Here is a 12,857-nt window from a genome sequence, read left to right as displayed (position 1 = left end):
GAATTGAGAATAAAATTTTTGGTTCGTTGTTCCAGCTAACAGCCATGAGTGTCTTCATAAGTGTATACTTGCAAATTATGATAAGATAAAGAATGAATTGTTAGGGGAAGAAGGTATAGTATGGTCAACGAACAGCAAAGAATAGCTCAAATCAAAGAAGAAACATCGAAGGCTTTGAGAGATGGTAAATATTTCAGCTCAGAAACACTTCTTGATTATTTGACATTTATAGAAAACAACTCCGGTCTTTTATCTACAGAGGAAATGGCTCAGGTAAAAGGTAATCTTTTCAGTTTACTGGCTATTGATCGAAAGAATAAAGGGCTGGATGACCGGTTGTTCCAAACATGGATCAACATGGCGTTACATCATGATCCATCTCACAAGCTAGCCTTACAATTAAAATCAGAAAACAATTACCGAGAGAAAAAGAATCTGTTTGAAGAGCTTCAATTTCCATCTATACGTGAAACAGATAACAGGCCGGCAAAAAAGAAAATCGCAGAGGAATATATAGAGATATGTAAAAAATATTTAGATATAATAGATGATGAGTGGGATGATGTGGAAAAAACTTACGGAGTTACAAAAAACAACCCGGATGCTGTTTTGCTTTCCTTATATGAAAGAATGCTCATGCTTCTTCAAGAATTTCAAAGTCATTTTTCCCATTTGTTAAAGGCTTCTGAGGAATATAAAGAGTCGATAACAGGGGTGTTCTATACATCTGTTCATTTTGAAAATGTAAAAAACCATCTACAGAGAATAAAAGACTTAAAGAAAGAATGGGAAAGCCTTTTTGAAGATGAAGAGCCTTTGTCAGAGGATCACAAGAATCCTCTAGAAGAATTAAACGATATGATCGGGTTACATCAAATAAAAAACAGAATTAATTCCTATTATCAATTTCTCCAATATCAAAAGAAAAGAGAGAAGCTTGGATTCCAAGTAAAAAAAGACCATAGCTTGAATATGGTTTTTACTGGAAACCCTGGAACCGGAAAAACAACATTAGCTCGGTTATTTGCAAAAATCTATCATCAGCTAGGGCTTCTTGAAAGAGAAGAGGTTTTGGAAGTTGACAGAAGTCAGCTTGTTGGAGCCTATATGGGTCAAACCGAAGAAAATATTAAAATGATTGTCGAGAAAGCTTTAGGTGGGGTTTTATTTATTGATGAGGCATACTCATTAAAACGTGAAGGTCAGTCTGGGAATGACTTTGGACAAACCGCAATCGACACTCTAGTATCCTTAATGACCCATAAGGATTATAAAGGGAAGTTTTCTGTGATCTTAGCCGGATACCCAGAAGAAATGAGACAATTCTTAAGATCAAATCCCGGTTTAAGAAGCCGATTCCCAGAATCCAATCATTTTCATTTACCGGATTATTCAATGGATGAACTACTTATGATTGGAGAAAAAATGGCCAATGAAAGAGATTACTATTTAACAGCATCGGCCAAAAGAGAGCTGAAAAATAGGCTGGAGAAGGAAAAAGTAGACGAAACATTTGGAAATGCGAGAGCTGTAGAATCCATCATTTTAAATGCCATTTTCAAAAAAGGGGCCTCTACAACCTTTGAAAATGAAGAAAATGTAACGAATTTCACTGTGCTAGACGGGGAAGATTTTACAACAGAAATCGACCAGAATGAATCAAGACCAATGGAAAAGCTGAATGAGCTTGTTGGATTAGACGATATAAAAAAAGAGGTTGAAGGCTTGATTTCTTTTGTGAAAATGCAAAAGATTCGTAAGGAAAAAGGGCTTCCAACCGTACCCATTCAATTGCATGCTGTATTCACTGGAAATCCAGGTACAGGCAAAACAACGGTTGCTAAGATCTATTCTGAATTGCTGAAAGAATGCGGAATGCTTAAAAGAGGCCACCTTATTATTGCTAGCAGAGCCGACTTTGTAGCAGGGTATGTGGGGCAAACAGCCATTAAGACGAAAAAGAAAATCCGGGATGCTTTAGGAGGCGTCTTATTTATTGATGAGGCGTACTCGCTTTTCAGCAGTACTAGCAACGATTTTGGCAAAGAAGTGATTGATACATTAGTTGATGAAATGACTAAGCATAATGAAAACCTTGTTGTCGTTCTTGCAGGTTACCATAACGAAATGAATGTACTGCTTGAAAGTAATCCTGGATTGCGTTCTCGATTTAAAAAATTCTTTCATTTCCCGGATTATTCTGTAAATGAAATGATAGAAATTATGAAAAAATATAGTAATCGTTACCAATACCGTTTATCTGAGGAATCTATTTCATATATCAAAGACCGATTAGAAAGTTTACCTTTAAAAGGAAATGGTCGCCTTGCAACCAATATTGTTGATGAGGCGATACAGGCACAAGCATACCGGATCTTAAAAAACTCTACGTTACTTAGCGTAGAGGATGCACAATCTATTTTAATAGATGATGTAAAAGTTGCACTGAACAAAATACAAAAAGGGGAAAAGAATGATGTATATTAGTGAAAAAGAAATAGAAGTACGATATGCAGAAACAGATCAAATGGGGGTTGTATACCATGCTAATTATTTAGTATGGATGGAGTTGGGGAGAACAAAAATTGTAAAAGATCTAGGCTTTAATTATACTGACATGGAAAAAGATGGGGTTATTTCTCCTGTATTGAATGTAAATATAAATTACCTGAAGTCTGTCCGTTATGGTGAAAATGTCAAGATTAAAACTTGGATTGAAAAATATGATGGGATCCGTACTACGTATGGCTATGAAATTGTAAATGAAAAAAACGAGATATGTGCAACGGCTACCTCTGATCATGTATGTGTTAAAAAGGAAAATTTCAGACCGATTTCTATAAAAAGGCTATATCCAGATTGGCATGAAGTTTATGAGAAAAACAAAAAGACTAAACAAGAAAAGTCAAAGTGAGTGAAAGCCAATGGCATTCGGGATTAAACGTAAAGCATTAATGGAGTGGAAGCGGAAAATCGATGAAGGAGAAATTGCTTTTATTACCCACTACTGGTTTGATGAACGCTTTCCAGATTGTAAGACCATTACAAAAGTTGGCTGTCATGATCTAGATCAGCTCGCAGCTTGGGGAAGAAAGCATGGGTTAAAAAGAGAATGGATTCACATACGGAAAAATGGTTATTCCCATTATGATCTATTGGGTGATGTACAGGAAAGGATTCTTAAGGCAGAAGGTATAGAAACTAATTTATTGGATAACGAATAAGAACATGTAGGAAAAGTGCCAAGTAAAACCTGGCACTTTTCCTCATTTTTTATAATGAAACTCTACTTCATCCTGCTTCTTATTGTATGTAACCTCTAAATCATGTGAATCAAAATACCAGATATCTTTTTCTTCTACATAATATAGAATATCGTTTTTTAATAAAGAAGCACCTATTTGATCGGGCTGATCTTTACTAATGCCCAGTGAAAAGCCTGATTGAATGGAGCCGCATCCTCCATATCGAACATAAAACCTTACATGATCTCCTTTTTTTAAACCTAGCTCATCCTCAAACCATTGAGAAGCCTCATCTGAAATAAAAATGTTCAAAATAATCACCTACCCTTTTACTCTTTAAAGCTATTATAGAATAATGTTCTTTGTATTACTATTAAAAGGAAGCAATTATAAAAAAATGATCCCGCTTAAGACCATCAATAAATTCAATACAAAATGCCAAAAGAAAGAGGGCCAAATGCTTCCCGTTCGCAGGGTTAGAGCACCGAAGAAATAGCCTCCTACCATAAAAAGGAGACATGGTAAAAGCGTAAAACCAAGCGATAAATGAACAAGGCCAAATCCTATTGAGTTAATAACAATGGCAATGTTTTTTCCGGTAATGTCGACCATTGAAGGTAACAAAATTCCTCTCCATAATAATTCTTCGAGCAATGAATTGACGAATGAAAATATAAATGCTGCAATGAAGAGGAACACGGTTAGATGGCTTGCGTTTTTTATAACTAAGGGTGTTAAAGAAACAATATTAATTCCTAGGGCAACTATGAGAAAAAAATAGAGAGATTGTTCGGTTTTACCAAAAAGGATAAAGGGGACTTTTATTTTTTCGTAATAGTTCACTCTATTAAGAGGAAGCTTTAGATTTGGGCGAAATGATTTGATAACAATGAATAAAGGGAAGATATATAGGATTAAAAAACATCTACCTAATATAACTTTCCATTCTGAAGAAAGTGCCAAGAAATCGATGAATTTAACACCGTAAATGAACAAAAATTCTCCGAATATGTAGCCAATAATGATCCATACAAGAAGTCGGGAGGATTCCTTTAAGAACGGAATGGAAACGACCAAAAGGATTACGATCGCTAACAAAGAATGATAATGCAATTGTTGGCTTAGAAATACAACAACTAAAAATAAAAAACTAAGTGATATATGTATAAATTGATTGATCGACCAATTAGACATGTTCAACAACCCGATTCTTTTTTGTTTTCATTATATTACTTATACTATCTATTGGAAATAAAAAGGGAAGAAGTGCTGGTTTATAAAATATAGCGTAAAAAAGAGTTGACAAATGTCAACTCTTAAAGAGCTAAATTTGAAAACGATTGATGGAATCTTTTAGTTCCATCGTAAGTTTTCTTAAATGTTCCGAGATTTGGTGAACTTGTTTTACCGATTTCCTTTGTTCTTCGGTTGTACTGGATACCTCTTGAACACCTGCACTTGTTTGCTCTGAAATTGCGACTACGCTATCTACTGAATGGGATATGGAGTCACTACTTTGAGAAAGCAATTCACTAGCAGAAGCAATTTCTTCAATATCATGCGAAAGGTGATCAATAAACTCAATCGTTTTATTTAGGCATTTTTCGGTTTCATGGGACATCTGAGAGCCTTCAACAGCAAATGATTTTCCACGTTCAATATTTTGAAGGGCTTTTGTTGAATCTTTTTGGATTTCATTGATTAACTCAGTAATCTCTCCAACGGAATGACTGCTTTGTTCAGCGAGCTTTTTCACCTCTTGTGCAACAACGGCAAATCCTCTACCTTGTTCACCAGCTCTTGCCGCTTCAATAGAAGCGTTTAGAGACAATAGATTCGTTTGCTCAGCGATATCGTGGATTAACGTTGAGATTTCATTTATGGCTTGGAGCTTACGATCAAGCTCTTTCATGATGTTGGTAGACTCGAGAGACTGTTCGACAATATCTCCCATTTTTGTGTTGAGGTTTGCCATTGCTGTTTGGCCTTCAAAAGTAATTTTTTTTGTTTCTCTAGCCTGCTTGACAATGGTTTGAATATTATCTGACATTGTTCTAACAGCTGATACATTTTGATCGACATTTGATGAGATATTGACCATGTCAGCAGCAAGCTGCTCAGAACCTCTGCTTACTTGTATCATAGCAGCACTAACCGTTTCCGTCACAGCAGACGAGGTGCGTGATTGTTCATTTAAGACCTCTGCATCTTTTTCAACTTCCTTGACCAAGTGATTCATTTTCAAAGCAATTTCACGGAAGCTCTCAATCATACCATTGACAGAGGAGAATAAAAATCCTATTTCATCCTTCGTTTTTACCTTCATCGTTTTTGTTAAATCTCCGCTTGCTACCCTTTTCATGAAGGAAGAAAGCTCTTTAACTGGATTGATAAAGTATCTAGAGAACATAATGCTGATCACAATAGATAGTGTGACCAATACGATAATGATGACTACTTGGGTCGAAAAGAGCTTTGATAAGATGGCACTTAATTCACTATCCGCAGATTTAATCCTTTTGCTCATATTTTGAGAGATGGAATTTGAGAATGATTGGATTTCCTCTTGAGAAATGACTGAAAACATTTGCCAGCCTGTTTCTTCGTGCCTTTGTCCTACATAACTAACTTTTTCGATATCCAAAAAGATGTTTTCGTTTTTCTTTTCTTTAAAGATTGGCAGCTTCGAAATATTTACATGCTGCTTTACAAGGCTCTGATCTTTATAGGCTAGGAGATTTCCCTGTTTGTCCGTCAATATCACGTAACCGCTTGTACCGACCTTTGTGTTGGTGATTCGATCAGTAAGCTGCTTTAGCGAAAGGTCTGTGGCAATGACTCCAAAGAATTTCCCATTTTTGTATAACGGCATGCTGATTGTTACATGATACTGTTTTCCAGTACGATCCCAAAAGGGGTCTGTGATATAAAACTTGCCTTCCTCTAACTTACTTGCCGGACCATACCATGGTAGGGATTTTGGATCTGAATTCTGTGGAAGGTCTTTTCTTTCAGGGTACATCGTCAACTGATGATCGGAAGTACTTAAGTAAAAAAATGAAAGCATAGAGTTCTCATGAATGATTTTTTTGAAAAGCTCTTTCTTTTCTGCAGAATTATCAGAAAAAACCACTTCAAAATTCGCTGCCATTTGGAGAGAAGATTTGGCATTATCTAGAATAGTATTGATGGCGTTATTTACATTCTGATTTTCATGAAAGGTCAAGGTTCCCGCATAATGTCCGGCAAATCCGCTGACATCCCTTTTTACATCAGCAGAAAGACCGTCTGTCAATGTTTTTGCATGATCAGAGAAAAGCTGAACAGAAATGTATGTAAAAACAGAACTAACAATAATGATGGAGAATGTGGTTAGTAAAACACCCGTAATAAGCTTTGTCTTTAAAGACATGAGGACACCTCCTTATATTAAGTTGAAAAAAGAAAATAACCAGCTAAGGCACGACCTCTCTTTGCTAAAGGCTCTTTTCTAAAAAATTGTTGTTTTTACATAGGTTCTGGGAATGAAAACCTTTGATAAAAAAAGTTGGTTGATTGGAGCGCAAGGTGCTAGACTCCTGCGGGAGCAGCGGGACAGGTGAGACCCCACAGGCGCTGCGCGCCGAGGAGGCTCACCGCCCGCCCCGCGGAAAGCGAGCATCCTGGAGCGGAAATCAACCGATCCTCACTACTTGTTAAAAAGCAACAAAGTTTGCGAAAACAGCCTTGCTAAAAAATGGGGATGGAAGACTTATACAATCTTTCATTTATTATAATTCAAATTTTAAAGGAGCTTTTTTATCATTTTTGAAATTTTTTCAACATTTTGTTTTTATATTGAGAATAAAAAAAGTTGATTCAAAAGCGTATACAACTACGACAAGATGAACAACTTCTTTTTTTTGATAAATTTTACATAAATAAAAATTTACCAATATACATTCTTGACAGTATTGTCTTGACAGTAGAAATTAGCAGTAGTCTTTATATCATTTGTTCAAGAGGTTAGTATGGATCACGAAGCAGTTTATTCTTTTTTGTCATCCATGCACTCTAGTTCTCTTTAAGCGTTTTTAAGTAACTTTTGGTTGTAGTTAGAATAGAAAAATAGGAAAAAACCATTAAAAAAGGCCTGGAGCAGGCCTTTTTTAATGGTTTTTATTGATTTATAACCACTTTATTTTTGGTTCTGTACCTTCTTTTATTCTTATAATATTCGCCCGATGACGGTAAAAAATAAATAGTGTAAAAACCGCAACAACAATGATTAACGGAATGTCTCTCACAATGAATGATGTAATTAACGCAATCGAAGCCGTAATCATAGAAGAAAGAGAAACATACTTGCTTATATATAAACTAATAAAAAACACAGCGAAAAATAACAAAAATAATAAAGGTACGTAACCTAGTAGTACTCCTCCGGAAGTCGCAACAGCTTTGCCTCCGCGAAAACCTGCAAATACCGGGTACATATGACCGACAACAGAGAACGCTCCTGCCACAAGCGGATGTACATCAACATGAAAAAGAAGAGGCAAGCTCGTTGCAAGAGTCCCTTTTAGGACATCCATTATGGTAACAGCAAGGCCTGCTTTGACACCAAGTGTCCTAAATGTATTCGTTCCCCCAAGGTTTCCGCTTCCGTGTTCACGAATATCGATCCCATAAAACATCTTCCCTATTATGAGACCGGACGGAATAGAACCTAGTAAATATGACAAAATCAAAACTACAATGATCATGTATACAATTGCCCTCTCTATTAGCATTTTGTCTTATTATTTTACCATGAGATTTAGAAAATGCCATGTGCCGATTGAATATTTTTGTTTATTTCAATCTATATGATAGAGTCAATTCTATAACTTGAAACAATTATTAATGAAAAAGATTTTCGAAAGGGTTTTATTTGCCATGTTTTTCTAATATACAATAAGAAAGAATAGGGTTTTATGGAAGGTGAACGAATGATTGTTTTTGAAAATGTTAAAAAGAGATATGAGGATGGGTTTGAAGCCATCAAAGGCATCAGTTTCATGATACAGAAGGGTGAATTAGTAACCATCATAGGCCCAAGCGGGTGTGGAAAGACAACAGCTTTGAAAATGATTAATAAATTGATTGAACCGAGTGATGGAACTATTTTAGTCAATGGAGAGGATATTCAGAAGAAAGACCCCGTAGAATTAAGGAGGAATATTGGTTATGTCATTCAACAAATTGGTTTAATTCCACATATGACGATTGCAGAAAATATTTCCTTAATTCCAAAATTAAAAGGCTGGAAAAAAGAAAAATACGAAAAACGAGTAGATGAATTATTGGAGATAGTTAGACTTGATTCAAGGCAATACAGAAATAAATACCCTCTTGAGCTGAGCGGTGGTCAACAGCAAAGAGTAGGAGTTGTTCGAGCTTTAGCTGCTGAACCTCCTATAATACTAATGGATGAACCTTTTAGTGCACTTGACCCTATAAGCAGAGAACAACTTCAAGACGAATTAAAAGAATTGCAGAAAAACATAAAAAAAACGATTGTTTTTGTTACACATGATATAGATGAAGCTTTAAAAATTTCCGATCGGATTGCGATTATGAAAGAAGGAAAAATTATACAATTCGATACACCTCAAATTATTTTGCATTCACCAGCTAATGATTTTGTTAGAGAATTCATTGGCGAAAATAGACTAACCCCTTCAAATGCTTCAGTTTCTTCTATTATGACTACTTTATTTCCCAGTGCATCCATGACCCAAGGTAAACTAAATAAAATGGAAACGGAAGGCTACTCCTTGCCTTATTTATATATTGTGAATGAGAACGAAGAGTATGTAGGCTTTTATGAGAAAAGCACGGATGAACAAAATACTTCAGAACTAATTGGTGTAAATGTATATATTAATGAAGATACATCAATACAAGAAGCTGCAAGACTAATGATTAAGTATAGATTAGAAGCATTGCCAGTACTCAAGGAAGGCAGGCTAATTGGAGCTGTCACAAAAGATGCCATCCTATCTCATTATGCTCAGGTTGAAGTGGAGGGGATGTAATGATATTGGGAAATGCATTTATGATGTTTTTACATACCGTTCAATCTCGTTATGATGAAATAGTAATAGGGATGATCGAACATTTGTTATTATCGTTTACATCGATATTCATTGCTTTACTCATTTCATTGCCTCTCGGAATTATTGTATCTAGAAAAAGGAAGATTGCTGATTTTGTTATAGGAATAACAGCGGTATTTCAAACGATTCCTTCATTAGCATTATTTGGATTTCTAATCCCGATTTTTGGAACTGGAAATGTTACAGCCATTATAGCTTTGACCATATATGCATTGCTCCCCATATTGCGAAATACATATGCAGGGATTGTTGGAGTAGATGAGGCTGTGATTGAGGCCGGTAAAGGTATGGGAATGACAAATCAACAAATTCTGACCAAGATAGAGCTCCCTTTGTCACTTCCATTCATTATGGCGGGAGTGAGGACTGCAACGGTTTTGACAGTTGGCGTAGCAACTTTGGCCACTTTCGTCGGAGCAGGAGGCTTGGGGGAGTTGATTTATAGGGGCCTTGCATCATGGAATAACCAGCTTGTTTTGGCCGGTGCAATCCCTGCTGCTCTATTGGCGATATTTTTTGATTTAATCTAAAAACTTTTGAAATGGTTGCAACACCTAAAGGGTTAAAAAAATAAGACAAATTAAACGATGGGGAGGATAGGTAGATGACAAGATCTAAAAATGGGATTTTGGGAATTGTATTAGTATGTATGATTGCATGGCTATCTGCCTGTAATAGTGGATCAGGTGACAAAATTGTGATTTCTGGAAAAAATTGGACCGAACAATATATTCTTTCACATATCTTATCCGAATTCATTCAAGCGAATACAAATTATGATGTGGAGCTGAAAGATGGTCTGGGGGAAGTAAGTATATTAACTCCTGCTATGGAAAAAGGAGATATTGATATGTACGTCGAATATACGGGTACAGGCTTGGAAGCGGTACTAAAGGAAAAAGCGTGATCATCAGATACACCAGAGTCCGTATATGATAAAGTAAAAAAGGGATATAAAGAGAAATTTAACTTCCCTCCGAAAGAAGTCTCCCACTTCTAAACGTGAAGGTGCGTGAGCATCAGTGAAAGTGGGAGATGAATTTCGGTTAGGCGTAGCCTAAAGTTGTCTTTTTTGTGATATGATATAATCAGTATTATATAAATGAAAGGCTGTTATATCAATGAAATTAGACAACAATAATCATTCAGTGTTCATGTTATACTATCATCTTGTTCTGGTCGTAAAATATCGCAGACAAGTGATTGATGATACCATATCTAACTATGCAAAAGATATGTTTGTTCGACTGGGTGAAAATTACAATATTTCCTTGGTCGAATGGAATCATGATATTGACCATGTGCATATTTTGTTCAAAGCACATCCGAATAGTGAACTATCAAAGTTCATCAATGCCTATAAAAGTGCAAGTTCTCGACTTATCAAAAAGCATTATCCACAAGTGAAAAGAAAACTTTGGAAAGAGTATTTTTGGTCAAGAAGCTTTTGCTTACTTACAACGGGTGGTGCGCCCATTGAAGTGATCAAGCAGTATATAGAAAATCAAGGGATGAAGTGAGGTGATTCGATATGGCAAACAAAGCATATAAGTTCCGTCTGTACCCAACACAAGAACAAGAGCAATTTCTTGTGAAAACCTTCGGTTGTGTTCGTTTCGTCTACAATAAAATGTTGGCTGAACGAAAGGAAACATATGAGAAGTTCAAGGACGATAAAGAAACCTTGAAAATGCAAAAATTCCCGACTCCTGCCAAGTACAAAAAGGAGTTTGCATGGCTCAAAGAAGTCGATAGCCTTGCGTTGGCAAACGCTCAACTCAATTTGCAGAAGGCATTCAAAAACTTCTTCTCTGGTCGTGCTGAATTTCCGAAGTTCAAAAAACGTAAGACAAGACAATCCTACACAACCAACGTGGTCAACGGAAACATTATGCTTTTGGATGGTTATATCAAATTACCAAAACTCAAATGTATCAAAATCAAACAACATCGAGAAATTCCGTCACATCATGTCATTAAGTCATGCACCATTTCCCGAACAAAAACAGGAAAATACTATGTTTCTATTCTTACTGAATATGAACATCAACCTGTACAAAAAGAAGTACAAGCTGTTGTTGGCTTAGATTTTTCCATGAACGGTTTATTTGTTGATAGTGAAGAAGGTAAGACAGCCAATTACCCTCGTTTCTATCGCCAAGCCTTGGGGAAATTAGTGAAGGAACAGCGTATTCTATCACGCAGAAAGAAAGGCTCTAATCGTTGGCACAAACAACGTCTGAAAGTAGCGAAGCTACATGAAAGGATTGCAAACCAACGTAAGGACTTTCTTCATAAGGAATCGCACAAATTAGCGAAACGGTACGACTGCGTGGTTATCGAAGACCTCAACATGAAAGGAATGTCACAAGCCCTCAACTTCGGTAAAAGCGTTACTGATAACGCATGGGATATGTTCACGACATTTCTCCAGTACAAGTTAGAGGAGCAAGGGAAAAAGCTTATCAAAATAGATAAGTGGTTTCCATCATCCAAAACTTGCTCATGTTGTGGTCAAGTAAAGGAGTCTCTGTCTCTTTCTGAGCGTACATTTCGCTGTGATTGTGGTTTTGTAGCAGACCGTGATTGGAATGCTTCTATCAATATCAAGCGTGAAGGATTGCGACTGTTAGTATAATCATAAATAGAGCATGGAACAGGCTCGATAGCTAAGTGAATTTCGTACCGTTAGGTGCGACTACCTTAGAAGCCCCCACCTCTAAGCGAAGCGTAGGTGGTGGGTAGTTCACAAGATGATAAATCCTTCTTTCCTCCATACTATGCCGTTCCAATCGTCAGACAAGAAACGCTGGAAAAATTCCCTAAACTTAAAAAGGTAATGTCAGAGCTTGCAGGGAAAATTTCTGAAAAAGAGATGGCTGAAATGAATGCAAAAGTAGATATTGATAAAGAAGATGCTAAAAAAGTTGCAAAAGATTTCCTTATTAGCAAAGGTTTAATAAAAGAGTAAAGTGAGGGAACACAATGACAATAGAAAACCCATCAAGAGAAGAAATTGGAAAAATCTTAAAAAATGCTAAAAGGATAGCTGTTGTTGGATTATCAGATAATCCAGAACGAACTTCCTATATGGTATCTAAAGCCATGCAGGATAACGGTTACGAAATCATTCCTGTTAATCCATCGATTAAAGAAGCTTTAGGAGTAAAAGCAGTAGCTTCATTAAAAGAAATTGAAGGACGTGTCGATATTGTAAATGTCTTTCGCCGATCAGAGTTCCTTCCAGAAATCGCTAAGGAATTTCACGAAATAGACTGTGATGTTTTCTGGGCACAATTAGGAGTTGTAAATGAAGAAGCCTATGAATTTTTAAAAAGTCACGGCTACACGGTTATAATGGATCGCTGTATAAAGGTTGAGCATGCTTTAACAAAATAAATTTGAAAGAGGAGCCGCTTTTGAGCTCCTTTTTTCAATGTAAGACCTTGCTCATTTGGAAATTTACTGCTGA

At 36.3% G+C, this 12,857-nt stretch carries 14 protein-coding genes; 10 read left to right on the top strand and 4 right to left on the bottom strand.

The window, feature by feature from the left end:
* Positions 1 to 120: 120 nt before the first annotated feature.
* The 3 genes from GD441_RS04230 to GD441_RS04220 are packed head-to-tail and all read left to right on the top strand — an operon-like array spanning position 121 to position 3,224.
* On the top strand, positions 121 to 2,487 hold the full coding sequence (locus GD441_RS04230) for an AAA family ATPase (RefSeq protein WP_225434127.1): 2,367 nt from the start codon (positions 121 to 123) through the stop codon (positions 2,485 to 2,487).
* A complete protein-coding gene (locus GD441_RS04225) occupies positions 2,477 to 2,914 on the top strand; it encodes an acyl-CoA thioesterase (RefSeq protein WP_153124307.1) in 438 nt (145 codons plus the stop codon). The genes GD441_RS04230 and GD441_RS04225 overlap by 11 nt, the downstream gene beginning before the upstream one ends.
* A 10-nt stretch (positions 2,915 to 2,924) precedes the next feature.
* Complete coding sequence (locus GD441_RS04220) at positions 2,925 to 3,224, top strand: hypothetical protein (protein ID WP_153124044.1); 300 nt, start codon at positions 2,925 to 2,927, stop codon at positions 3,222 to 3,224.
* A 42-nt stretch (positions 3,225 to 3,266) separates the two neighbouring features.
* Here GD441_RS04220 and GD441_RS04215 read toward each other — a convergent pair whose 3' ends face one another.
* From GD441_RS04215 to plsY, 4 genes are all read right to left on the bottom strand, one after another.
* Positions 3,267 to 3,557 carry a HesB/YadR/YfhF family protein gene (locus GD441_RS04215; protein WP_153124042.1) on the bottom strand — a complete coding sequence of 97 codons (291 nt, stop codon included), beginning with the start codon at positions 3,555 to 3,557 and terminating at the stop codon, positions 3,267 to 3,269.
* Between the two features lie 75 nt (positions 3,558 to 3,632).
* Positions 3,633 to 4,439 carry a CPBP family intramembrane glutamic endopeptidase gene (locus GD441_RS04210; RefSeq protein ID WP_153124040.1) on the bottom strand — a complete coding sequence of 269 codons (807 nt, stop codon included), beginning with the start codon at positions 4,437 to 4,439 and terminating at the stop codon, positions 3,633 to 3,635.
* A gap of 130 nt (positions 4,440 to 4,569) precedes the next feature.
* Positions 4,570 to 6,657, bottom strand: a complete 2,088-nt coding sequence (locus GD441_RS04205; protein WP_153124038.1) for a methyl-accepting chemotaxis protein — start codon at positions 6,655 to 6,657, stop codon at positions 4,570 to 4,572.
* Between the two features lie 754 nt (positions 6,658 to 7,411).
* Positions 7,412 to 7,990, bottom strand: a complete 579-nt coding sequence (plsY, locus tag GD441_RS04200; protein ID WP_153124036.1) for a glycerol-3-phosphate 1-O-acyltransferase PlsY — start codon at positions 7,988 to 7,990, stop codon at positions 7,412 to 7,414.
* A gap of 225 nt (positions 7,991 to 8,215) precedes the next feature.
* Here plsY and GD441_RS04195 point away from each other — a divergent pair, with 225 nt between their 5' ends.
* The 7 genes from GD441_RS04195 to GD441_RS04165 all read left to right on the top strand — a co-directional run bounded on the left by GD441_RS04195 (position 8,216) and on the right by GD441_RS04165 (position 12,784).
* Positions 8,216 to 9,304: a betaine/proline/choline family ABC transporter ATP-binding protein gene (locus tag GD441_RS04195; RefSeq protein WP_153124033.1), complete on the top strand. Its 1,089-nt coding sequence runs from the start codon at positions 8,216 to 8,218 to the stop codon at positions 9,302 to 9,304.
* Positions 9,304 to 9,915 (top strand): ABC transporter permease, encoded by a 612-nt coding sequence (locus tag GD441_RS04190; protein WP_276567782.1) that lies wholly within the window; start codon positions 9,304 to 9,306, stop codon positions 9,913 to 9,915. Before GD441_RS04195 ends, GD441_RS04190 begins: the two co-directional genes overlap by 1 nt.
* Before the next feature lie 74 nt (positions 9,916 to 9,989).
* Complete coding sequence (locus tag GD441_RS04185; protein ID WP_225434126.1) at positions 9,990 to 10,292, top strand: glycine betaine ABC transporter substrate-binding protein; 303 nt, start codon at positions 9,990 to 9,992, stop codon at positions 10,290 to 10,292.
* Positions 10,293 to 10,506: 214 nt separating this feature from the next.
* Positions 10,507 to 10,905 carry an IS200/IS605 family transposase gene (tnpA, locus tag GD441_RS04180; RefSeq protein WP_153124031.1) on the top strand — a complete coding sequence of 133 codons (399 nt, stop codon included), beginning with the start codon at positions 10,507 to 10,509 and terminating at the stop codon, positions 10,903 to 10,905.
* 11 nt (positions 10,906 to 10,916) lie between these two features.
* Entirely contained in the window at positions 10,917 to 12,023 is a 1,107-nt protein-coding gene (locus GD441_RS04175) for an RNA-guided endonuclease TnpB family protein (RefSeq protein WP_153124029.1), read from the top strand.
* A 99-nt stretch (positions 12,024 to 12,122) separates the two neighbouring features.
* Positions 12,123 to 12,356, top strand: a complete 234-nt coding sequence (locus tag GD441_RS04170; RefSeq protein ID WP_225434125.1) for a glycine betaine ABC transporter substrate-binding protein — start codon at positions 12,123 to 12,125, stop codon at positions 12,354 to 12,356.
* A gap of 14 nt (positions 12,357 to 12,370) precedes the next feature.
* The gene (locus tag GD441_RS04165; RefSeq protein WP_153124025.1) at positions 12,371 to 12,784 is read left to right on the top strand and encodes a CoA-binding protein; all 414 of its coding nucleotides are present in this window, start codon (positions 12,371 to 12,373) and stop codon (positions 12,782 to 12,784) included.
* Positions 12,785 to 12,857 lie beyond the last annotated feature (73 nt).

It is taken from the genome of Peribacillus tepidiphilus (assembly GCF_009466385.1).
Taxonomy (GTDB): domain Bacteria; phylum Bacillota; class Bacilli; order Bacillales; family DSM-1321; genus Bacillus_BN; species Bacillus_BN tepidiphilus.
This window is presented reverse-complemented; position numbering and strand designations above follow the sequence as displayed.

Bases quoted from the DNA above. Each gene is read 5' to 3' on its own strand.
- GD441_RS04195 (WP_153124033.1), top strand. From the start codon at position 8,216: ATGATTGTTTTTGAAAATGTTAAAAAGAGATATGAGGATGGGTTTGAA.
- GD441_RS04220 (WP_153124044.1), top strand. From the start codon at position 2,925: ATGGCATTCGGGATTAAACGTAAAGCATTAATGGAGTGGAAGCGGAAA.
- plsY (WP_153124036.1), bottom strand. From the start codon at position 7,990: ATGATCATTGTAGTTTTGATTTTGTCATATTTACTAGGTTCTATTCCG.
- GD441_RS04190 (WP_276567782.1), top strand. From the start codon at position 9,304: ATGATATTGGGAAATGCATTTATGATGTTTTTACATACCGTTCAATCT.
- GD441_RS04205 (WP_153124038.1), bottom strand. From the start codon at position 6,657: ATGTCTTTAAAGACAAAGCTTATTACGGGTGTTTTACTAACCACATTC.
- GD441_RS04185 (WP_225434126.1), top strand. From the start codon at position 9,990: ATGACAAGATCTAAAAATGGGATTTTGGGAATTGTATTAGTATGTATG.
- tnpA (WP_153124031.1), top strand. From the start codon at position 10,507: ATGAAATTAGACAACAATAATCATTCAGTGTTCATGTTATACTATCAT.
- GD441_RS04230 (WP_225434127.1), top strand. From the start codon at position 121: ATGGTCAACGAACAGCAAAGAATAGCTCAAATCAAAGAAGAAACATCG.
- GD441_RS04225 (WP_153124307.1), top strand. From the start codon at position 2,477: ATGTATATTAGTGAAAAAGAAATAGAAGTACGATATGCAGAAACAGAT.
- GD441_RS04175 (WP_153124029.1), top strand. From the start codon at position 10,917: ATGGCAAACAAAGCATATAAGTTCCGTCTGTACCCAACACAAGAACAA.
- GD441_RS04210 (WP_153124040.1), bottom strand. From the start codon at position 4,439: ATGTCTAATTGGTCGATCAATCAATTTATACATATATCACTTAGTTTT.
- GD441_RS04165 (WP_153124025.1), top strand. From the start codon at position 12,371: ATGACAATAGAAAACCCATCAAGAGAAGAAATTGGAAAAATCTTAAAA.